The following is a 23,138-nucleotide window of genomic DNA, read 5'->3' on the forward strand; positions in this document are numbered from 1 at the left end:
GGCTTTCACAAGGATTACCCTGCCATGAAGCATTTAATTATCGGTTATGGCTACTCTGCTTATTACCTGGCGCACCACCTGTTGGAGAACAGGCAGGAGGTCACAGCATTATCACGGCACCAATCCATGCCGTTATTACCTGGCCTTAAGCACCAGTCGCATGATGTGCAACAGGGTTTGACCGTCGAGGAAAAAGACACGGTGCTTTATTATTTTATCCCGCCCTCATCCCATGGCCCAGAGGATAAGCTGCTTCAGCAATTTCTAAAAGAGGCCCATTTGTCGGTTAGCAAAGTCATTTATTGCAGCACCAGCGGCGTCTACGGCGATCATCAGGGGGCATGGGTTGATGAACAAAGCCCCTGCCTGATTCAATCAGATCGCCAGTTAAGGCGTCTCGATGCGGAAAAACAATGGCAGGCTTTCTGCCAACAGCAAAACATTCCCTGTCTGATTTTAAGGTTAGCGGGCATTTACGGCCCGCATCGTTTGCCAACGGCCAGTGCGCTGCAACAAGTCCCATTAATTAAACCCGATGAAGCACCATTCAGTAACCATATCTATGTGCGCGATTTGGCAAAAATCCTGGCCGCCCTGGGCGAAGAAAAAAACGACCAGTCCCTGACTCTAAATATTGCCGACGGCGAACCTGATAAAATGGGTGAATTGCAACGGCTAACAGCCGAACTACTTCAAGTTCCCTCCGCTCCCTACCTGCCTTTTAGGCAAATCTGGCAAACTGCGAGCGAAATGAAGCGTGAGTTCATGAGCGCTTCCAGGCGATTACTGATAGACCGCTTAAAAGCAACGCTTCCCGAGATCATACCGTTGACGCCCCTAAGGGAAGCCATTGCCGCAAGCCTTGAATATGAAAGGAGTAGCCAATGAAGTTGCTGATTGCCGGCGCCTCGGGATTTATTGGCCGCCAGTTTATCGATGCCATTAAAAATGAACATCAGGTCACAGCCCTCGGTCGGAACCTAAGCCGCCTGCAGCGTCTTTTTCCCACCGCCGTTGCTTTTGCCGAGTGGTCAACGCTTGAAAATCTGCCGGCTGGCCAGTTTGACGCAGTCATGAATTTAAGCGGGCATAATATTGGCGCTTCGCGCTGGAGTGAGGCGGTTAAACGGCAAATCATTCAGTCCCGCGTGGACACCACGCACGCCTTGATACACTGGATAAAACAACAGCAGGCTTCGCCGCATTTTTATTGCGCCAATGCCGTGGGCATTTACGGCGCCCAGGCCAATGGCGACCCTCAGGCTTTTGACGAAGACACTGTGATTGATGAACAACACCCGAAAGATTACATGCAGGAGATTGGCGTACGCTGGCAACAGGCGCTGGATGAGGCCTATGACATTAATTTACCGGTTACCATTACCCGTTTTGGGGTTGTTTTGAAGCGCAATGAAGGCATGCTTAAAAAATTGCACCCGTCGTTTAATCTGGGCTTGGGCAGCATTCTTGGCGATGGCAAGCAAATTCTCTCCTGGGTGCATTACCTTGATGTCGTGGAAGCCTTACGTTTTTTACTCGCTCATCCCGCCCTGCACGGCGCCGTGAACATCACCTCCCCCAATCCTGTCAGTCAGGCTGAATTTGCCCGTGCCCTGGCCAAGGCCATGCAACGCCCCCTCTTTTTAAAAACCCCAGCCATGGCCATTAAGCTGCTGTTGGGTGAGATGGGTGAGATGCTGGTGTTGAAAGGTCAACGCGTTATCCCCACGCGTTTGCTTAAGGCCGGCTATTGTTTCCGATTTGAAGACATTACCCGTGCTTTAGATGAAGAATATGGCGCTTAAGCGCGGGAAAAATCAAAGGCCATGACCCTGGCTAATGCAGGTTGGTTAAATGCCAGCGCCAGCAGCCGGTCAATGCCCAAGGCCACGCCGCTGCAAGGCGGCAACCCATGCTTGAGGGCCGCCAGTAGATAACTGTCGACGGCAGGACTTGGCAAGCCCTGGCGCTGGCGTATGGCTAAGTCCTGATCAAAGCGCTGCTGCTGAGCCCTCGCATCCGTCAACTCGTGAAAACCATTTGCCAGTTCAACGCCGCGAAAATACACTTCAAAACGATCGGCAAACCCTTGCGCATTGATTTTAGCGAGTGCTGCTTGTGAGGCTGGGAAATCATATACCGCCACTGGTGCCGGCAAGTGGCCCAGTTGAGGCTCAACCACATGACTCATCAGCAAAAACAGGTATTGATCGCGATCCTCTTCCGCCTCATCCAGCACATTATCCAATTGATAGCGCCTTAAAGTGGACTTAAAATCATCAATGCCCGCCTCAACAGGGTGAAGCCCGCAGGTTTCAAGAAAAGCCTGGCAATAGGTTTTTTTAATCAGGGGCGGACAGGATAAAACCTGTTGCAGCAAGGCATCGACTTCCGTCATCAAGGCATGATGATCAATCCCCAACTGATACCATTCCAGCAGGGTAAATTCCGGATTGTGCCAACGACCCAGTTCGTCATCGCGAAAAACCCGCGCTAACTGGTAAATCGGACCGCTGCCAGCAGCCAGCAAACGCTTCATGGCGTACTCGGGAGAGGTTTGCAAACAATAGGGTTTATTTCTGAACGTCGCCACGATATTGCTTAAGTACACGTCGGTGATGCCAAAACGGCACATGATCGGCGTCTCAACCTCAAGATAACCGCGGTGATTAAAGAAATGGCGAATAGCCTGCATGGTTTGGGCACGCTGATGCAGCAGGTGAAGTTCAGCCGACGGTTGCCAGCTTTCATGGGTCTCGTTGGTCGTCATTTCAATAAAAAATACCCAGTTCCAGACGCGCCGCTTCGGTCATGCGTTCCTGAGTCCAGGGTGGATCCCACACCAACTCCACGGTACAATCGCTGACGCCTTCCACCTTATTCACCGCTTGCTCCACCGTTCCCGGAAAAGTCTGGGCTACCGGACAGCCGGGCGTCGTTAGTGTCATTTTGACGTGAACGTGATGCTCCTCATCAATGCTGACATCATAAATTAATCCCAAATCATAAATGTTGACCGGGATTTCAGGGTCATAGACGGTTTTTAAGGCAGCAATGGCATTATCCTTTAACACATCCAGATCCTGCTTTTTTTTAAAACCAAACATGACTTACTCCGTACTGACAACCGCTGTTTCTTTGTTCAATGCCGATTCCAGGGTATGCCAGGCTAATGTGGCGCATTTAACCCGGGCCGGATAAGCCCTGACACCGGCTAAAACAGCGAGTTTATCGAGGGAGCTTAAGTGGCCGTCGTCGTCACGAGTCACCATGGCATGAAAGCGCTGAAATAATTCATGGGCTTCGGACACGGTTTTTCCCTGTAGCGCTTCCGTCATCAGGGAAGCAGAGGCTTGCGAAATGGCACAACCGCAACCCACAAAACTCAATTGTTTCAAGCAATCATTTTCAACTTTTAAATAAAGCGTCAGTTTATCGCCGCACAAGGGATTAAAGCCATTGGCCGTCGACGTCGCATCGGCCATCGTATGATGGTTTCTTGGATTACGATTATGGTCGATGATAATTTCCTGATATAACTCGCGTAATTCCATACTCATGCAAACACCTCTTTCACCCGTTCAAGCGCGCAGGCAAACCGATCGATTTCTTCTTTGGTATTATAAAAGGCCAACGAAAGGCGCGAGGTCGCCGCCACGTCGAAAAATGCCATCAACGGCATGGCGCAATGATGACCGCTGCGTACCGCAATGCCCTCGCTGTCAAGAATGGTACCGATATCGTGCGCGTGAATTTTTCCATGGACAAAGGAAACAATGGGCACTTTATGACGCGCGGTACCGATGATCTTAAAGCCTTTGACCGATTGCACCGCGCGGGTAGCATAATCCAATAAATGCGCCTCATAAGCTGCAATCGCTTCCATATCCAGGGACCATAAATAATCAAGCGTCGCACCAAGACCAATGACACCGGCAATATTTGGGGTCCCTGCTTCAAATTTATGAGGAAGCGGGGCATATTCCGTGGCGTCAAAGGTGACGTACTGAATCATTTCACCGCCGCCCTGGTAAGGAGACATGTCATTGAGCAGATGCTCTTTGCCCCACAGAACGCCAATGCCGGTTGGGCCATACATTTTATGGCCGGAAAACGCATAAAAATCACAATCCAGATCCTGCACATCGATGGGTAAATGGGCCGTGGATTGCGCACCATCCAACAACACCAGCGCCCCACGGGCATGCGCCATATCAATCATCTGTTTGACCGGATTAATGGTGCCCAGCGCGTTGGAAACGTAACTGATAGCCACCAGTTTAGTCTTGGCGTTTAATTTTTTCTCAAACTCATCCAGGAGCACTTCCCCATCATAAGAAATAGGTGCCACCTGCAATTGCGCTCCGGTTTGTTGACAAACCATTTGCCAGGGAACAATGTTGGCATGGTGTTCCATATGGGTAATCAGGATTTCCTCACCGGCGCGAATACGCGGACGAACATAACTTTGGGCAACCAGGTTGATCCCTTCTGTCGTACCCCGTACAAAAATACATTCCTGTGGTGCCCTGGCATGAATGAAGCGTTGAACCTTGCCGCGTGCCGCCTCATACTGGATAGTGGCTCGCGCGGAAAGCGTGTGCACCCCGCGATGCACGTTGGCATTATCCTGGGTGTAGTAATGATTCATGGCCTCAATGACAGCCTTGGGCTTCTGGGTCGTGGCCGCATTGTCAAAATAAACATAAGGACAATCATTCACCCTTTGATGAAGAATAGGGAATTGCGCCCTTATTGTGTGTAATTCGGTCTCACTCAGCAAGGCGGTGGCTGTAGTCATGACGGTTCCCTCAACTGTTGACTGATGAGCGCTGCCATCCAGTCGGCTAATGGGCGGTGGGGAATCAAGCGTAAATTCGCGGCGGCAAACGCATGAATTAAATAATGAATTGCCTCTGAACGCTCAATACCTCGCGTTGCCAGATAAAACAACGCCTCTTCGTCCAACTGCCCCACTGTCGCACCATGTGAGCAAATCACATCATCAGCAAAAATTTCCAATTGCGGCTTGGTATCGATTTCGGCCTGGGGGGACAACAGCAGGTTTTTATTCTGTTGATGGGCCTCGGTATGCTGGGCATGTCTGGCGACAATGACTTTGCCATTAAATACCGCGCGGCAACGTCCGGAAAGGATACCCTTATAATCCTGTTCGCTATGGCAATGGGGCACCTCATGATTCACCACCGTGTGATGATCCACATGCTGGTTATCTGAAGTCATGTAAATGCCATTCATCAATGCCTGAGCTTTTTCCCCTTTAAAGGTAATGCGGGTATCGCTACGCGCCATTTTAGCGCCAACACTTAAGGATTGACTGTTGAATTGGCCTAAAGCCGCCACATGAGCCGCCACTTCACCGATATGGTAAGCTGCCCGGCTTTCATTCTGAATCTTATAATGGGTGATGCTGGCGCCCGAATCAACCCTGATTTCCGTCAAGGTATTGCTGAAATAACAACGCCCCGGGCCGCCCTGAAAATACTCAATTACCGTGGCTTCGCTACCCGCTTCCGCAATAATCAGCTGACGGGTATGTACCGCTTGATGGTCATTATCCTGCCAATGCTCAATGAGCAAAGGCTCTTCAAGCTTAACGCCCGCGGGTAGATAAATAACCACGCCACTTTGCATCATCGCGGAATTCAATGCCTGAAAGCCATGTTCATGGCGGGCAATTTGCCCTAGCCAGGGTTTTATACGCTCAGGAATGGTTTGAAGGGCATCCTGCAGGGATTGCACCATCATCCCTGGCGGTAATTGCGGCGCCAGTGCCTCGGCACCCAGCACCTGGCCATTATGCACCATGAGACGCAGAGCACAAGGTATGTCTGAAGGTACTGCCTGAGCAGTAGAAAACGCACCCTTGGCCGCAGTAAACGGCTGCTGCAAAAAACCGTCGAGGCTGGTGTATTTCCAGTCCTCCTGCTGCTTTGCCGGAAACCCCTGACGATTAAAGTCACGCAAGGCTTTCTTCTGCAAATCAGCCAGCCAGGCAATAGGCGACAGGCCCGCCTCGGCTTGCTGTTGATAAAAACTCAAGACCTCGCTCATACCTGCTCCGTCTCCTCAAGCCAGCTGTACCCTTTTTTCTCCAGATCGAGCGCGAGCGATTTGTCGCCTGATTTGACAATACGGCCATTGGCGAGCACATGAATAAAATCAGGTTCAATGTAATCCAGCAACCGTTGATAATGGGTCACCAGAATGATTGCCCGCTCAGGCGAACGCATGGCGTTCACACCCTGGGAAATAATGCGCAAGGCATCAATGTCCAACCCTGAATCCGTTTCATCCAGAATCGCGAGTTTTGGCTCTAACGCAGCCATCTGCAAAATTTCATTGCGTTTTTTTTCACCACCAGAGAAGCCTTCATTGATGCTTCGGTACAGAAAACTTTCATCCATATCCAGTAACTGGCATTTTTCGCGGATAAAACTCAAGAATTCAATCGCATCCAGGGTGTTTTTTTGTTGGCCCTTACGCACAGCATTCACAGAAGCTTTCAAAAAATTAATATTGGTGACGCCCGGAATTTCAACCGGGTACTGGAACGACATAAAAACCCCAGCCTGGGCCCGCGCTTCAGGCGGCATAGACAGTAAATCCTGATTCAGGTAAGTCACATCTCCCGCCGTCACCTGGTAAGCGGGATGGCCGGCAAGTACTTTTGACAAGGTGCTTTTTCCTGAACCATTTGGACCCATGATCGCATGGACTTCCCCGGCTTTAATCGCAAGGTCAATGCCTTTTAAAATGGGTTGCTCGTTAATGGCAACATTTAAGTTATTGATTGTTAACATATTAGCCTACTGCCCCCTCCAGACTGATACCCAGCAATTTGGTCGCTTCGACGGCAAATTCCATAGGTAACTCTTTTAACACTTGTTTACAAAAACCATTGACAATCATGGACACCGCATCCTCTGTATCGATGCCTCGCTGCTGGCAATAAAATAATTGCTCCTCACTGATTTTGGAGGTGGTTGCTTCATGCTCAAGTTGAGCGGTGGGATTTTTCACCTCGATATAAGGAAACGTATGCGCTGAACACTCACTCCCCATCAGCATGGAGTCACATTGGGTAAAATTGCGTGCATTGACGGCCGTAGGCGCTATGCGGACCAAACCGCGGTAAGCATTATGGGAACGTCCAGCGCTGATGCCCTTGGCGATAATCGTTGAACGGGTATTTTTGCCGATGTGAATCATCTTGGTGCCGGTATCCGCCTGCTGACAATTATTAGTCAGGGCTACCGAATAAAATTCACCCACCGAGTCGTCGCCCTGCAAAATCACACTGGGGTATTTCCAGGTAATGGCCGAACCGGTTTCAATCTGTGTCCAGGAAATCTTGGACCGTTTACCCCGGCAGGCACCGCGCTTGGTGACAAAATTGTAAATTCCACCCTTGCCGTCTTTATCCCCCGGATACCAGTTTTGCACGGTAGAGTATTTAATCTGCGCGCCATCGAGAGCCACCAACTCAACCACCGCCGCATGCAGCTGGTTTTCATCCCGCATGGGTGCAGTACACCCTTCGAGATAAGACACATAGCTGTCGCTGTCGGCCACAATCAGCGTGCGTTCAAACTGCCCCGTGGAAGCGGCATTGATGCGGAAATAGGTGGATAATTCCATCGGGCAGCGAACACCTTTGGGAATGTAGACAAAGGAGCCGTCACTGAATACAGCGGAATTTAAAGCCGCATAAAAATTATCGCGGTAAGGAACCACAGAGCCCAGGTATTGACGTACTAACTCGGGGTATTCGCGCACGGCTTCTGAAAACGAACAGAAAATAACACCGGCTTCGGCGAGCTTGGCCTTAAAGGTGGTTGCCACCGAAACACTGTCGAATACCGCATCGACGGCCACACCAGCCAGCATTTCCTGTTCATGCAGGGGAATGCCGAGTTTTTCATAGGTGCGCAGCAATTCGGGATCGACTTCATCCAGGCTTTTTGGCGCATCTTTTTTGCTTTTCGGCGCGGAATAGTAAGACACGGCCTGGTAATCAATCGGCGGGTAGTGGACACTTGACCATTCGGGATGCGGCATGCTTTGCCAATATTCAAACGCCTTCAAACGCCATTCAAGCAAAAATGGAGGTTCCCCCTTAATCGCAGACAAACGGCGAATGACCTCTTCATTGAGGCCCGGCTCGAAGGTATCCACTTCAATGTCGGTTACAAAACCGTGTTGATATTCCCTTTCAAGGAGAGAATGAATCTGTTCGTTGCTTTTAGCCATGAGTAACTCCACTTGCTAATTGCCTGATGCGGTCAATTTCCACCGCGGGCAGCGTGGGTTTAGCCAGTACTTCAAGACTGACACTGTCCAACGCCGCTTCAATTGCCTGGCTGATTAATCGCCAATTGCCCTGTACATGACAAACACTCTGCAGCGAGCAGACATTCTGTTGCAAACTGCATTCGGTTAAGCCGAGCCGCTCTTCCAGAGCACTGATAATCTGTCCTACGGATATCTCGGAAGCCGTGAGCTTTAATCGATACCCCCCGCTGACGCCGCGTACGGACGTCAATAACCCAGCCGCCGTCAGGCGTTTGAGTAATTTACTGACTGTGGGAACCGCAATGTGTGTATGCTGGGCAATATCCCTGGCATTACAAAGCGCCGGGGCACGCCGTGCAAGATATACCATCATCACTGTTCCATAATCGGCCAATTTGCTGATGCGCAGCATACCACCCCCACATCAAATAATCTAGTACTAAACAGGTCTTAATTAGCGTTTGGCTACCTTTAATATAGTACCAAATTAGTTCTATTTAAAGCAAATGCGAAATGATACCCCATTTTATAGTGACATTGAAGAAATTTATCGCGATGTTTACAAGGCAGGTTATCCTGGGTACGGCCTTGGATTCTGATAAGAATATGACCCCAATGGAGTCATATTGTGCAATTGACAAACAAAATAGGCATTATATAATACGCTCACCCTGATTTTGTAGGATAGTGATGAAAGCTGTATCTTCTTTTTTCCTGACGTTGTTCCTGTCCCTTTCTTTCTTTATTTTACCTCATTCGCCCGCGCTGGCTGAACCACCCAACTTAAGCATTGTAAAAAACGAAATCAAGACCTACCATGACTCCGGTATTTACAATCAGGAACTGACCCAGGCCATTGCCAGGGCGCATCGTTACATCATGGCCCAGGTGAAAGCCAATGACCACCAGGCGATTAAACGAAAACTGGCCATTGTTCTGGATATTGATGAAACCAGCCTCAGTAATTATGATGACATCATCAAACATGATTTTACCGCCAATCGTCAAACCATCCATCAGCAAATTCTGAAAGCTCAGGCACCTGCCATTAAACCTATGCTTGCGCTATACAAAGATGCCATAGAGCATGGCGTCAAGGTGTTTTTCGTGACCGGTCGACATCAATCCGAATTGAAAGCCACAGAAGCCAATCTGCTTAAAGCCGGCTATAAGCACTGGACAGGCCTGTATGTCCGCCCGGACAATTACCAGCAACAATCCATCGTGCCGTTTAAAGCCCATGCCCGTGAATTAATCAGTAAAAAAGGTTATACGATCATTGCCACCATTGGTGATCAATACAGTGATTTGATGGGTGGTTTTGCAAAAAGGGAATTCAAACTGCCGAATCCATTCTATTTTCTGCCTTGATGTCTCCATCGGTATCCTCAGGCCAGCCTCTTTTCTGCGTGAATGGAAAGAGGCAAAAAAAATGACCATGGCAACCGTATGCACTTTTTATGTGCTAAAACCATCTTGTTTGCCTACGTGCTGTGCTTTATGCACAGCATCCATTTGATCTTGAATCCAGCCGCCTGGATTCCGCGCATAAAGCGCGGAAAGTAGACATTTGCATTGTGCATGGGACGTAGAAAGTAGACATTTGGGTTGTGCATGGGACGCGGAAAATAGGCATTTGCATGGGCAAAGTACGTTTCAGTGCGTTTGCCCTGAAAAGGATCAGTCACCCAGGGAAGAGTAATTACTCCGCGACGTAATGGACTTCAATGATGTCATACTCTACTGTACCGCCCGGGGTTTGCACCACCACCGTATCGTCGATTTGTTTACCAATGAGCGCACGGCCAATGGGGGAGCTGTAGGATATTTTATTTAATTTGATGTCAGCCTCGTCTTCACCCACAATCTGGTAGCAGATTTCCGTGTTATTCACCAGATGACAAATTTTCACGGTGGCGCCGAAAACAACCTTGCCCTGATTAGGTAGCTTGCTGATATCCACGATCTGGCAATTGGATAGTTTGGCTTCCAGCTCCTGGATACGGCCTTCGTTAAAACTTTGCTGTTCACGGGCGGCGTGGTATTCTGCATTTTCTTTGAGATCACCATGTGCACGTGCCGTGGCAATGGCTTCCACAATGCGCGGGCGCTCGACAGTTTTCAAACGATGTAATTCACTTTTCAGCGCTTCGGCGCCCTTAACAGTCATTGGATGTTTTGACATAACCCACCTCTAATGTAAATCCTGTAAACGAGAGACCGTCTCCCGGTCCTCATATTTCATAGCCAAACAAGCGGCCTCAGCTCCGGACAATGTCGTCGTGTAGCTCACCTTGTGTTGCAAGGCACTGCGTCTAATTGCAAAAGAATCGGCGATAGCCTGTTTGCCCTCCGTTGTATTGACGATGAAATCAATTTCATTATTTTTGATAAAATCTAGCACATGCGGTCGTCCCTCTGCTACCTTGAATACACGCCGGCATTCCACCCCTGCTGCCTGCAATGCCAGGGCTGTACCCCGTGTTGCTATAATATCAAAACCTAACTGAATCAATCGTTTTACAATTTCCCCTACCCGTGTCTTGTCGGCATCACGAACCGAGACGAATGCCCGACGGCGTTTGACGATATTGCAACCGGCACCCAATTGCGCTTTGGCATAAGCCTGACCAAAGCGGCGGGCAATCCCCATCACTTCCCCGGTGGATTTCATCTCAGGCCCAAGAATGGAGTCGACACCTGAGAACTTGATGAAGGGAAAAACCGGTAATTTGATGGAATAAAACGATGGCATGGGGTAATGCTGGCTTAACCGCTGTTGCTTTAAGGAAACGCCGATTTTACACAGTGCGGCAATTTTCGCTAAAGGCAAACCGGTGGCCTTGGAGACAAAAGGAACCGTTCTCGAGGCTCTGGGGTTCACTTCCAGCACATAAATATCATCGGCCTGAATGGCAAACTGGGCATTAATCAAGCCCACCACACCGAGTTTTAAAGCCATTTGCCGTACCTGCTCGATCAAATCCTGTTGAACCACGACACTTAAGCTGAATGGGGGCAGGGTGCAGGCTGAATCGCCGGAATGCACACCCGCCTGTTCAATATGTTCCATGATGGCGCCAATCATCACATCCTTGCCGTCGCAGACTGCATCGATATCCACTTCGATGGCGTCGTTAAGAAACTGGTCCAGCAACACCGGCGAGTCATTGGAAACGGCCACCGCATGTTTCAGGTAATGCTTCAGATCATCTTCATGGTAAACCACTTCCATCGCGCGGCCCCCCAGCACATAGGAGGGTCTAACCACCAAAGGATAGCCAATGCGTTTAGCGACTTCGAGTGCTTCCTCTTCGCTGCGCACAGTCCCGTTGGCCGGTTGGTCAAGCTTCAGCTCAGCCACCAGTTTCTGGAAGCGTTCACGATCCTCGGCCTGATCAATAGCATCGGGCGACGTGCCGATAATGGTTAAGCCATTGGCTTCAAGATCCCTCGCCAGTTTCAGCGGCGTCTGGCCGCCATAATGGACAATGATACCATCCGGTTTTTCCACGGCGGCAATGGAAAGCACATCCTCCAAGGTAACCGGTTCGAAATACAGGCGATCGGAGGTATCAAAATCAGTGGAAACCGTTTCCGGGTTACAATTGACCATGATGGTTTGATAACCGGCTTCACGCAGCGCCATGGAAGCATGGACGCAACAATAATCAAATTCAATGCCTTGACCGATGCGGTTGGGTCCGCCGCCCAGGATCATAATCTTTTTCTTGTCAGATTGTGGACGCGCTTCACAAGCGGTTTCGTAGCAGGAATACAGGTAAGCTGTATCGCTTGGGAATTCACCGGCGCAGGAATCAATGCGCTTGTATACCGGGACGACGCCCAATGCCAACCGCCGCGCCCTCACCTGTTCTTCATTGCAATAGAGCAGCCGGGCCAAGTAAGCATCGGCAAAACCGCGCTGTTTCATTAAACGCAGGGTCGGCTCATCCAGTTCATTAATGGATTTACCATATAACGAGCGCTCAAGCATCACCAGTTCCTGGATTTGCGATAAAAACCAGGGATCGATGCGGCTTTCCTGATGGATGTCTTCAAGCGACATGTCTTGACGAAACGCATCAGCAATATACCACAGGCGATCAGGCGTTGGCTCGTGTAAATGACCCTGCAAACGCGGCAGGTCGCCCTTTTTAAACAGGGGGATGAGACCGCTGCGGCCAATTTCAAGGCCACGGATGGCTTTTTGCAAAGATTCCTGGAAATTGGAACCAATGGCCATTACCTCTCCCACCGACTTCATTTGCGTCGTTAAAATGGGCGAGGTCTGCGGGAATTTGTCAAAATTAAACCGGGGAATCTTGGTGACGACGTAATCAATGCTGGGTTCAAACGAGGCCGGTGTCTGGCCGCCGGTAATCTCGTTCGCCAATTCATCAAGGGTATAACCCACCGCGAGCTTGGCCGCGACTTTGGCAATTGGAAAACCCGTGGCCTTGGAGGCCAAGGCTGAACTGCGCGACACACGGGGGTTCATTTCCACCACCAGCATGCGGCCATCTTCTGGATTGATTGCGAACTGAACATTGGAACCGCCAGTATCAACGCCGACCGCCCGCAGCACTTTAATGGCGGCATCACGCATACGCTGGTATTCTTTGTCAGTCAGGGTTTGCGCTGGCGCGACTGTAATGGAATCGCCTGTGTGCACACCCATGGGATCAAAATTTTCGATCGTGCAGACAATAATACAATTGTCGTTTTTATCACGCACCACTTCCATTTCATATTCTTTCCAGCCAAGCACAGACTCGTCAATAAGCAGTTCATGGGTGGGCGATAACTCCAGACCGCGCAAACAGATTTCTTCAAACTCTTCACGGTTATAGGCAATCCCGCCGCCGCTGCCGCCCATGGTGAACGAAGGCCTGATAATAGCAGGGTATCCAAGCCGCGCCTGCACCTGAAAGGCTTCTTCAAGGCTGTGGGCAATGGCTGAGCGTGGCATGTCAAGACCAATTTTTTTCATTAACTGGCGAAACTGATCCCGGTCCTCGGCCCGATCAATGGCTTCACGGGTAGCACCAATCATTTCGACATTGTAGCGCGCCAAAACCCCTTCTCGCACCAGGTCCAGGGCACAGTTCAGCGCCGTTTGTCCACCCATGGTGGGCAATAAGGCATCGGGCTTTTCCTTTTCGATAATACGCGCCACTTCCTGCCATTGCACGGGTTCAATGTAAGTAGCATCGGCCAACTCGGGGTCGGTCATGATGGTAGCCGGATTGGAGTTGACCAGAATGACGCGGTATCCTTCTTCTTTTAAAGCGCGAACTGCCTGGGTTCCGGAATAATCAAATTCGCAAGCTTGACCAATGACGATAGGACCTGCGCCGAGAATCAGAATGGATTGTATATCAGTGCGTTTTGGCATAGTGACTGCAAATTAAAATAAAGTGGCTTATTTTACCGAGTTTTGACTAAAGTTTATACCTGTCACCGCAAGGAAATTCACGATCAGCAATAATTTATACCAGCGTGAACGTATCCGCCCTGGCAGCGATTGTCAGACACTGCCCGAGGGCGATTGCCATAGCCTGCCTGGCGATGGCTTTACCTCCCCCCTGTTAATGGGCGGTCGGTTGATTGTCCTGTTTAAAGTGGAACATTTGCTGACCTATTTTTTCCAACTCGTCTTCGCTCAACAGGGTTTTCACTTTAGGAAACAGAATCTGCTCTTCTTCAGTGGCATGATGTTCCACGTCCTTTTTGAATTTGGAAAATTTTTCTTCCCAGGTTGCAGCCGTGGCGGTTTCATCCAGTTGCCTGATTGCCCGTTCAGCCCCTTTTTCTTCACTGACCAAGTGTTTCACCGTATCATCCAGCCTGTCTTTAAAATGCGGGTACCAGACGGTATGTTCCATTTTTTCATGCCGGATTAAATCTTGAGACAAAACGGCAAACAGTTTGCGCCGGGTTTCTTCCCGATGCGAAGCATCATTGATATCGGCCAGCATCTTCCGTACCCGATTATGTTCTTTAATTAAAAAATCAATGGCGTTCATAATACTATCCTCTTTACTTTGTTTCTTCCTTGTTCATTAGAAGTATAGTTTTATTTTGCCAACACATCGGTCACTTCAGAGCAACCCATTGAAAAGAAAATCATTTTTTATGCGAATTGCCCATTCCTCGACCACCAGGGATAGAAGGAGGGGCATCTTTAGCCAACACCGCCGCCACCATTTGCCGTTTCTGAAAAAAATTAACGCTGGGGTTGGTGCGATGATGCCCTGAGGATTGTTCTGGACTTGCGGGAACCGAATGAAGAATAGGGGCTGGGGCGACTGTCACCGCCACATCATTCGCGCTGTACGATTTAGGCAGCGGCGGCAACGGCTTCCTTTTTTGCTCAAGATCAGAGAATGAAGGCGTTTTTGCAACGGGGGTCAGCTTTTCTGAAGGGGATGCATCAAACGTTTGCACAGGATTAATTGTCCATTTTTTTGCCGGAACAATCGCTGCCTCCTCCTGTTCCAGAGGAAGCCTGTTCTTCCCAGTTGGTCGCTCAGGAAACGTGGGGTAGCTGTTTTTATTCACCGTGATTGCAAGCGAGTCTTGGGTATGGGCTGATTTTTCATGACAGGCCGCATAAGAAACCGTATTGTCATGATATTCCTTAATGATTTGATAAATGGTCGTCAGCACTTCCTTAAAAAAAGTCTCCGCCGGTTCATCCTTTTTTTTGATGTAGGCTATGCAAACCTCAAGCGGTATATCCGCAAGACAGGCTTCAATTTCTTTGCACATCATGAGGTAATCGCCATGCGTCGGCTCAAGTTTGCTATCCTGGTAAGCCGCAACCATTTTGACAGCAGCGATAGGCCTGGCCATGCGGGGATCAGGAAAAAGGCGTTCTTCCTGCTCTCGATAGAAGACCTCAAATTCCTTTTGGTATTCGGGAGGGTAATAATCTGCCACCGATTTTCTGGCCGAATTCAACACATCATAAAAATTAACAAGATTAGCCCCATAGGATTGCAAATTATTGCGGAACTGGAGTGGCTGCAGTTCAATGCCATACTTGTCTTTTAAGTAACTGGTTGCGCGGCCAAGTTTGACTTCAGACGTTTCTGCAACACTCATATTCAGGCATTCGTCCATGCCTGATTCAGCAAAATCAAGCAACAGAAACTGAACCTGGGAACGCTGATTGTTCATCTCAATTTCTTTTTTACGCTCGGCAATAAAATCGTTGTATTTCTTGCGATAATAGCGCGTCCTTTCCTCCGTGGTTAGAAAGATACGCTCAGCCCTGGCGGCCTGGGTATGGTTATCGGCTTTGGTATTAATCAGTTCCTTCAGTGTCAAACGGTGTTTGTCACTTAAAATATCGCCGAAGTTATGCAGCGTTTTCGCGACCTGCTCAAACCGTGCATCCGACATGTTAAAGAGACTGCTTACAAACGTGATACGCGCTTCTGCCAACGTTCCAGGAATCTCCGTCACCGAATCATAGGCCAGAATGATTTCTTTCGCGGAAAGAAAACTGGAATACTCCTTTTCAACATTCTCATCGTCTCTGGTGATTGAACCTTTGCGTAAACCCTCTTTAATTCTGCTTAAAAACACAGCCACATCCCCTGCTGATCGTTCAGTGTGATTCATCACTCCAAACATTGGTTAAGACAAGACTACTGATTTCAGATTTAGCGCGAAGGAAAAGTGTACTGGCTAAAATGCGATTGAAGCAAGAACTTAAAGCAAGTAATTTGAAATCGCTCAAAAGAAAAAGGCGTCTTTAAACAAGACGCCTTTATTTAAGAAAAAGCCTTATTTTTTAGGCAGGTTGCTATCACGGCTTAAGTGAGACGGTATGTTCATGGAACCATACTTGTTGTGCTCACTGGTCATGGTTTTGTTATCACGGACAGTAGCCGATGGGTTAATGATTGGCTTGCTCATGTCCTTAGACGCCATGGACGGAGTAATGGGCCTGGATGGCTGCATTCCGGGTCTTGATGTGGTGCTGCCGGCAGTGGTCTGGGGCTTGGTTGAAATACCTTGCTTTGAGCCGCCATTTGAACCATGCATCATGCTGGACGATGTGCCGGGTCTGTTCATTCCCACGGAAGACGTGCTTTTTGCCATCGTTGGTTTAGCCGTTGTTTTAGCGCGTGATGCCGTGCTCTGCGTGCCAGTGGCTATTTTTTTGGTGGCTGTTGATGGTTTTGCGCTGGTTCTAGCTGTAGTGGTTTTGGCTTTCGACGCGGTGATTTTTTTAGCGGCAATTGGCTTTTTGGCAGTCACTGTTTTTTTAACAGAACTGCTTTTTGCCGTGCGGCTTATCGGTTTAGCCGATTTGCTCAGGGTGCTTTTCGCCTTGGACGCCACTTTTTTTATCGAACTTTTACTGGCGCTTGAAGCCGATTTTTTAGTCGATGTGGATTTGCTTATGCCAGTCGTAGCTCTGGATGCAGAAGCCGTTTTACGGGATGCTGTTTTGCTGGCAGGAGACGCCGTTCTGCTGGCTGACGCAGTTTTTTTGGTCGTAGTGGTTTTAGGTCTTGATGTGCCATTACCGGAGCTCTTGATGCTTGAACCCAGGGTACGAGCAATGGATTGGCCCTGTTGCATAGCCTGACTGGTGTTGCTTTTGATGGTGTCAGACATAAAAAGCCAGTGTCTTTCAAAAATGTTGAAAGCCTGTTGCATGAAATCGAGCGCTTTGTGGCTGTTTTGGATAAACAGCTTGATGTTTCTATCCCAGATTTCTTCCGGATTTTGCATTCTGGAAAGTTCTTCGGGTTTGATATAAGACAAATTTTGCAGTGTTCTGGCATGAAGCGCGGCTAGTTCCTGTACTGGCTTCTGCAAATTATTCAACGTGGTTTTTAATTGTTCGAAATGTTCCGTATGCATGGCTTCCTCCTTTGTTGCAATGCACAATAAGATTAGTAATGATTGTCCAATTTGTCAAATTTCATCCCCAAGCCTTTGAAAAAATTGTTCAATCATCCATCACAAACTCTTCTATAATTGAAAGAATAAAACATGCTGCTTTGGTTTGACGAACGACTGCCAATGGCGAAGGACAGGATTCGATGATTTCCATATCAGGCTATGCATTACAGGAAAAATTACGACACAATCATAGTATCGATACTTATCATGCCCTGCGCCTGAAAGATAAGTGCAAGGTCTTGTTAAAAATACCCAATAACTATTACGCCTCAACCGACAATTTGGCCATCTTGCAGCATGAGTTCCATCTCCTTAACAGCATTGAAGCCCCCACCATTATCAAAGCCTATGATTTTCTGCAGCACACACCGGCTCCCGTGCTGGTTTTAGAAAGCGTAAAAGGTCAGTTACTTCACGCCTACCTCATGACCAACCAACTTAAAATTGACGATTTCTTTAATCTGGCTATCCAGTTGATTGATATCCTCTGGGAGCTGCATCAGCGCAATATCATCCACAAAGAAATCAAACCAGCCAACATCATTATTGATCCAGAAAAATTAAAGCTTAAACTGGTCGATTTAAGCGCATCTACGCGGCTTTCAGAAGAAAATCTCGACTATTTGAACTTAAATGAATTCGAGGACAGCCTGTCCTACATTTCTCCGGAACAGACTGGCCGCATCAACCGCCCCGTGGATTACCGAACGGATTTTTATTCCTTGGGCATCACCCTTTATCAGATGCTGACGAATCAGTTACCCTTTCAAACCATGGATACCCTGGAACTGGTCCATTGCCACATTGCCAAAAAACCGCCGTCACTCACGGAACTGCGCCCCAATATTCCCCCCATGCTTGAAGCCATTATCAACAAGTTACTGGAGAAAATGCCGGAAGAACGGTATTCAAGCATTGTCGGTTTGCGTGCCGATATGCAGGAATGCCGTAATCAGTGGCGCAGCAAGGGCAATATTAAAGAGTTCACCTTAGGCAGTAATGATATCCGCGACCATCTCAACATTTCCCGTAACCTGTATGGTCGCCAACCGCAGGTGCAACAATTAATCAATACCTTCAAACGGGTCAGTCTCGGTACCAAAGAAATTGTCTTGATTGCGGGGTATTCTGGAATCGGCAAAACGTCGCTGGTCAAAGAAATTCATAAACCCATTGTCCAGCACAAAGGATACTATATCGATGGGAAATTTGATCAGCTGCAACGCAGCATGCCTTACAGCGCCATTGTCTCCGCCTTCCAGAGCCTGGTGAAACAGGTGCTTTCCGAAAGTGAAGACAGGCTGGACGTGCTTCGCCATCAGCTGATTGCGGCCTTAGGCAATGTTGGACAGGTTGTGGTGGATGTTATACCCGATGTCGAATTGATCATCGGCCAGCAACCGCTGGTGCCCAAGTTAAACCCAACGGACGCCCAAATTCGTTTTAATCTGGTTTTCCAAAATTTTGTCCGTGTTTTCGCCCAGCCCTCACATCCCTTGGTCCTGTTCCTGGATGATTTGCAGTGGGCAGATAATTCATCCCTTAATTTCATTGAAAACCTGCTGCAGGATAATGACACCAATCATTTGCTCATCATTGGCGCCTACCGCGATAATGAAGTGGATGAACGGCATCCGCTGCAACTGACCATCAATAATCTCCATAAGCACAAGGTATCTCTTGGCACGTTAAAATTACAACCCCTGCTGTTTCAGGATATCCAGGAACTTCTGCAGGACACGTTATCAACGTCGAGTGAAAAAATTCAAACGCTGGCGCAAGCCATTTATGATAAAACCCAGGGTAATCCCTTTTTTATCAATCAGTTTTTAAAGATCATTTATCAGGAAAAATTGCTTTTTTTTTCTTATGATAAAGGTTTGTGGGAATGGGATTTAACCCGAATTCAGCGCACCAGCGCCACCGATAATGTCATTTCACTGCTGACATCCAAAATTCATCTGCTGTCCAAGCCCACACAAGAAATTTTAAAACTGGCGGCTTGTTTCGGTCATCAGTTTGATTTCAGAACCTTACAGATTATTAACGGGCAAAGCACCAGTCAAATCGCTGAAAACCTGTGGCAGGCCATTAAAAGCAACTTAATTTATCCTTTGGAAGAAAGCTATAAAACCATGGGTTTGGTTGGACTTCGGGAAAACCTCTCCAAAATTAATATCACGACATTAAATTACCGTTTTGCCCATGACCGTATTCAACAGGCAGCCTATGAGTTAATTGATGAAGCGGAAAGGCCAGCCCTTCATTTGAAAATCGGGCGTTTGTTATTAAAGGACAGGCCACTAACCGAAGACGACGAACGGTTATTTGATGTCATGGAACATTTCAATCAAAGCCTGCCGTTAATTGATGATCCTGAAGAACGATTGCAACTGGCCCGCTACAATTTCTGGGCCGGGCAAAAAGCCAAACTGTCTTCTGCCTATTTTGCCGCCAATGAATACCTTTCTGCCGCCGTGGAACTGTTACAGCCCGTGAACTGGAAAAAACATTATGACCTTGTCTTTCCTGTCTACCGTGAACAGGCTGTGTGCAAATACCTCATCAGTGATTTCAACGGCGCAAACACCTTTTTTTCTGAACTGTTGGATAATGTCAAGGACGAATTGGACAGGTTGGGCATCTATCGTTTAAAAATTGAAATGCTCTCCACCCTTAGCCAGCATACCGAAGCGTTAGAGATTGGCTTAAATGCCCTCAGAAAATTCGACATCCGGATTCCTCAAAAGCCCAAACTCATTCATATACTCGCGGCCATTTATAAAATCAAATTCAAGCTTAGAAAAACAAGGATAGAAAACATTGATCTGCCGCTGATGGAGGATGCCAAACAGCGGGCTATCGTCAATCTGATCACGCAGCTTCTAAACAGCGCCTTTATTACCAACCAACAGCTTTTTGTTATCCTCACCTGCAAAAATATCAGCCTGAGTTTAAAGTATGGTTATACCGACAGCACATCCATGTCGCTACCGGTTTTTGCCTTCATCATCATGCATTCGCTGAACTGGTACGATGACGCCATTGCCTTTGTCAAACTCTACAACCGGCTTAAACAAAAATATGGCGCGTCCAATTTCGAAGGGAAGAACCAGTTCGTTATCGGTGCATTCATTGAGCCTTATCAGAATCCGCTCAGCGTTTGCAATAACACAGTGATTAATGCCTTCAGGCTTTGCTGTGAAGTCGGTGATTTGGTGTATAGCAATTACAGCAATCTCCTCTTAGTCGTTCACTCACAAACCAACGGCAAAAAACTGGAGGAAATGAAAAAGAATATTCAATCGGCTATTGCGTTCATGTCCAGGGTCAATATTTCTGATTTCCTTAACTTCATCCGGTTTTCAGAATATGCTGCTCAATGCCTTGAAAATACTTCCCTCGCTTCTGATCAGAAATTCAAAGCTTACGAGCAGGACATCATCAAAGGCAAGAATAAAACCGAACTCAGCTTTTTTTACAGCTCGCTTACTTTTTTGTATTTTATGCTCGGCCGCTACGGGGACGCCATCGAGGCGGGCGAAAATCACCTGCGCTATGCCGAATTCAATACCGGCATGATGAGCCACCTGGACGGTAAACTGTTTTTAGCGCTTGCCATGTTTTATCATTTACCGGAAATATCGCATGTGCAACGCCATGGCTATTTAAAAAAATTACGCGGGCTCAGCCGCTTTATTGAGAAATACGCCACTTGGTGTCCGGATAATTTCAAAGCCTATGCCCTGCTGCTTCGCAGCGAATTTGCCCGGCTGGAACAGGGGTATGAGCCAGTCGTCGCATTGTATGAGCAAACCATGGAAACCGCGACTCAAAGCGGTTTGAATCTGATTGTCGCCATTGCCTCAGAGCGCGCCGGTTTTCACTGCATGACCGCTAAAGTCAGCCGCATTGCCAATATGTATCTTCATAATGCTTATCGTCATTTCAAAGATTGGGGGGCGGGTTCACGCGTCAAATTACTGGAAGAAAATTATCCCATGTTGACCTTTGACTACTCCCTGCCTAATTTCAACTTAAACCCGACCCCGGCGTCGTCCCCCAAGGTGAATACTCAAAGCATCGACATGCTGGCTATCTTAAAATTCACGCAGCTGATTTCCAGTGAAATCCGCCTGGACAAATTGTTGCAGAAATTCTTAGTCATCGTTTCTGAAAATGCGGGGGCGCAGCGCAGCATGATTCTGACTCAGGTTCAGGATAAATGGGTCGTTGAAGCCGAGGGCAATCTTGAACAACAGATTATTTATCTCAATAATCAGAAAAAAGAAGACATGCTGCTGCCCACATACCCGGCTTCCATTTTAAATTACGTGCAGCATACGCAAAAACCCATTATTTTAAACGATGCCATTCAATCGGAGCTAACGTTTCAGGATCCCTATGTACAGCGAGAAAATCCCCGTTCACTGTTGATGATGCCTCTATTCTATAAGGGGCAGCTCTCGCGCATGCTTTATCTAGAAAATAACAGCAGCAGTCATACCTTCACCCCCAATCATTTGGACAGTTTAAATTTGCTGGCGTCCCAGGCAATGACATCCCTTGAAAACGCCAAATTGTATTATCAGGCTACTCACGATCCATTAACGGGGCTCGCCAACCGCAACATGCTTTATGAAATGTTCCAGCACCTGACCAAGCAGGCTTCGCGTTCGCAGGGGAAAATTGCCTTGGTCTTCCTGGACATTGACTATTTTAAGGTGATTAATGATACCCTGGGACATGACAATGGCGACAAGCTCCTGATTCATGTGGCCAATACCCTCACCGCAAGCCTGCGTGAAGGCGATATCGCAGCACGGCTGGGAGGCGATGAATTTACTCTGATTTTAGCCAACACCTCGACTGATCAGGTTACAGCTATCGTTGAACGGTTGTTTAAGGAAATGTCCAAACCCATACCCATCGATGATCACCTGATTCAAATCACCTCCAGTATGGGCATCAGTATCTATCCCAAAGACGGTCATGACATCGAAACCCTGCTCAAACAAGCCGATACGGCGCTTTACCAGGCTAAGGAAAAAGGCAGGAATCAATACCACTATTACTCCACGGCCCTGTATGAAGAGTACCAGCAAATTCACGGTCTCGGTAAAGAATTGCAACGCGCTTATGACCGGCAGGAATTTTTCCTGGTCTATCAACCATTTTATGACGGGGTGACAGGAGAAATCATCGGCCTTGAGTCCTTGCTGCGCTGGAATCATCCGGAAAAAGGCGTGCTCGCCGCGGGGGATTTCATCCATACCCTGGAAAAAAGCCCCTTGATTATCCCGGTCAGTGAATGGATTATTAAATCGGTCTGCCAACAGGCCAAAATCTGGAAAGACAAGAAAATCTTGCCGGGTCCCATTGCCATCAATGTGTCAACCGTGCAGTTTTTGCGTCATTCATTGAGCCATGTCATCAATGATATTCTCGATGAAATCCAGCTGCATCCGTCCAGCATTGAATTGGAAATCACGGAAACCTTTTTTATTGAATACAATGAGCGGTTATACAAAGAAATTGATTCGCTGAAGAAAGGCGGCATAAACCTCGTGATTGATGATTTCGGTACCGGATATTCGAGCCTGTCTTATTTAAAACATTTGCCCGTCAATAAAATTAAAATTGATAAAGCCTTTATTGACAATTGCCAGCATGATTACCTCGATCAAACCATCATCAGCGCCATCATCACCATTGCCCACAAACTCAACATCAGTGTGATTGCTGAAGGCGTTGAGGTAGAAGAACAGTTAGACACCTTAAAGGTTCTTGGTATCGACGGCATCCAGGGCTATTATTACTCCCGCCCGCTGACCATGGACGATTGCGAAATTGAGCTCAAAAAATCCATTATCGAAAAATACCTGAAAGACTAG

The 23,138-nt window shown here is 47.9% G+C and carries 18 protein-coding genes; 6 read left to right on the plus strand and 12 right to left on the minus strand.

Annotation, left to right across the window (positions count from 1 at the left end):
* Positions 1–24 precede the first annotated feature (24 nt).
* Positions 25–888, plus strand: a complete 864-nt coding sequence (locus Lery_RS01995; RefSeq protein WP_058525570.1) for an NAD-dependent epimerase/dehydratase family protein — start codon at positions 25–27, stop codon at positions 886–888.
* Positions 885–1,805: a TIGR01777 family oxidoreductase gene (locus Lery_RS02000; protein WP_058525571.1), complete on the plus strand. Its 921-nt coding sequence runs from the start codon at positions 885–887 to the stop codon at positions 1,803–1,805. The genes Lery_RS01995 and Lery_RS02000 overlap by 4 nt, the downstream gene beginning before the upstream one ends.
* Here the strand turns inward: Lery_RS02000 and epmA are convergent.
* Genes epmA through Lery_RS02040 form a run of 8 tightly spaced genes read right to left on the minus strand, consistent with a single transcriptional unit; the run spans position 1,802 to position 8,728 of the window.
* Entirely contained in the window at positions 1,802–2,770 is a 969-nt protein-coding gene (gene epmA / locus Lery_RS02005; protein WP_058525572.1) for an elongation factor P--(R)-beta-lysine ligase, read from the minus strand. The genes Lery_RS02000 and epmA overlap by 4 nt on opposite strands.
* Position 2,771: 1 nt before the next feature.
* On the minus strand, positions 2,772–3,107 hold the full coding sequence (locus Lery_RS02010) for an SUF system Fe-S cluster assembly protein (protein WP_058525573.1): 336 nt from the start codon (positions 3,105–3,107) through the stop codon (positions 2,772–2,774).
* Between the two features lie 3 nt (positions 3,108–3,110).
* Entirely contained in the window at positions 3,111–3,560 is a 450-nt protein-coding gene (gene sufU / locus Lery_RS02015) for a Fe-S cluster assembly sulfur transfer protein SufU (RefSeq protein WP_058525574.1), read from the minus strand.
* Positions 3,557–4,801 (minus strand): cysteine desulfurase, encoded by a 1,245-nt coding sequence (locus tag Lery_RS02020; protein WP_058525575.1) that lies wholly within the window; start codon positions 4,799–4,801, stop codon positions 3,557–3,559. Before Lery_RS02020 ends, sufU begins: the two co-directional genes overlap by 4 nt.
* On the minus strand, positions 4,798–6,075 hold the full coding sequence (gene sufD, locus Lery_RS02025) for a Fe-S cluster assembly protein SufD (protein ID WP_058525576.1): 1,278 nt from the start codon (positions 6,073–6,075) through the stop codon (positions 4,798–4,800). The genes Lery_RS02020 and sufD overlap by 4 nt, the downstream gene beginning before the upstream one ends.
* Positions 6,072–6,824, minus strand: coding sequence for a Fe-S cluster assembly ATPase SufC (sufC, locus tag Lery_RS02030; protein ID WP_058525577.1), 753 nt, complete (start codon positions 6,822–6,824; stop codon positions 6,072–6,074). The genes sufD and sufC overlap by 4 nt, the downstream gene beginning before the upstream one ends.
* Position 6,825: 1 nt before the next feature.
* Positions 6,826–8,274: a Fe-S cluster assembly protein SufB gene (sufB, locus tag Lery_RS02035; RefSeq protein WP_058525578.1), complete on the minus strand. Its 1,449-nt coding sequence runs from the start codon at positions 8,272–8,274 to the stop codon at positions 6,826–6,828.
* Positions 8,267–8,728 carry an SUF system Fe-S cluster assembly regulator gene (locus Lery_RS02040; RefSeq protein ID WP_058525579.1) on the minus strand — a complete coding sequence of 154 codons (462 nt, stop codon included), beginning with the start codon at positions 8,726–8,728 and terminating at the stop codon, positions 8,267–8,269. The genes sufB and Lery_RS02040 overlap by 8 nt, the downstream gene beginning before the upstream one ends.
* A 278-nt stretch (positions 8,729–9,006) precedes the next feature.
* On the opposite strand from Lery_RS02040, the gene Lery_RS02045 reads away from it, so the two are divergent.
* Positions 9,007–9,687: an HAD family acid phosphatase gene (locus Lery_RS02045; protein WP_058525580.1), complete on the plus strand. Its 681-nt coding sequence runs from the start codon at positions 9,007–9,009 to the stop codon at positions 9,685–9,687.
* A gap of 331 nt (positions 9,688–10,018) precedes the next feature.
* On the opposite strand, the gene greA is transcribed toward Lery_RS02045, so the two are convergent.
* The 4 genes from greA to Lery_RS02065 form a co-directional block, all read right to left on the minus strand.
* The gene (greA, locus tag Lery_RS02050) at positions 10,019–10,501 is read right to left on the minus strand and encodes a transcription elongation factor GreA (RefSeq protein ID WP_058525581.1); all 483 of its coding nucleotides are present in this window, start codon (positions 10,499–10,501) and stop codon (positions 10,019–10,021) included.
* A gap of 9 nt (positions 10,502–10,510) precedes the next feature.
* Positions 10,511–13,714 carry a carbamoyl-phosphate synthase large subunit gene (gene carB, locus Lery_RS02055; RefSeq protein ID WP_058525582.1) on the minus strand — a complete coding sequence of 1,068 codons (3,204 nt, stop codon included), beginning with the start codon at positions 13,712–13,714 and terminating at the stop codon, positions 10,511–10,513.
* A 193-nt stretch (positions 13,715–13,907) separates the two neighbouring features.
* Positions 13,908–14,345, minus strand: coding sequence for a hemerythrin domain-containing protein (locus Lery_RS02060; protein WP_058525583.1), 438 nt, complete (start codon positions 14,343–14,345; stop codon positions 13,908–13,910).
* Between the two features lie 100 nt (positions 14,346–14,445).
* Positions 14,446–15,948 (minus strand): hypothetical protein, encoded by a 1,503-nt coding sequence (locus Lery_RS02065; protein ID WP_058525584.1) that lies wholly within the window; start codon positions 15,946–15,948, stop codon positions 14,446–14,448.
* 214 nt (positions 15,949–16,162) lie between these two features.
* Here Lery_RS02065 and Lery_RS02070 point away from each other — a divergent pair, with 214 nt between their 5' ends.
* The 3 genes from Lery_RS02070 to Lery_RS02080 all read left to right on the plus strand — a co-directional run bounded on the left by Lery_RS02070 (position 16,163) and on the right by Lery_RS02080 (position 23,138).
* Positions 16,163–16,924, plus strand: a complete 762-nt coding sequence (locus Lery_RS02070) for a hypothetical protein (RefSeq protein ID WP_131750927.1) — start codon at positions 16,163–16,165, stop codon at positions 16,922–16,924.
* The gene (locus tag Lery_RS02075; protein ID WP_058525586.1) at positions 16,912–17,136 is read left to right on the plus strand and encodes a hypothetical protein; all 225 of its coding nucleotides are present in this window, start codon (positions 16,912–16,914) and stop codon (positions 17,134–17,136) included. Before Lery_RS02070 ends, Lery_RS02075 begins: the two co-directional genes overlap by 13 nt.
* A 248-nt stretch (positions 17,137–17,384) precedes the next feature.
* Positions 17,385–23,138, plus strand: a complete 5,754-nt coding sequence (locus Lery_RS02080; protein WP_058525587.1) for an EAL domain-containing protein — start codon at positions 17,385–17,387, stop codon at positions 23,136–23,138.

It is taken from the genome of Legionella erythra (genome assembly GCF_001467615.1).
Lineage (GTDB): Bacteria > Pseudomonadota > Gammaproteobacteria > Legionellales > Legionellaceae > Legionella_C > Legionella_C erythra.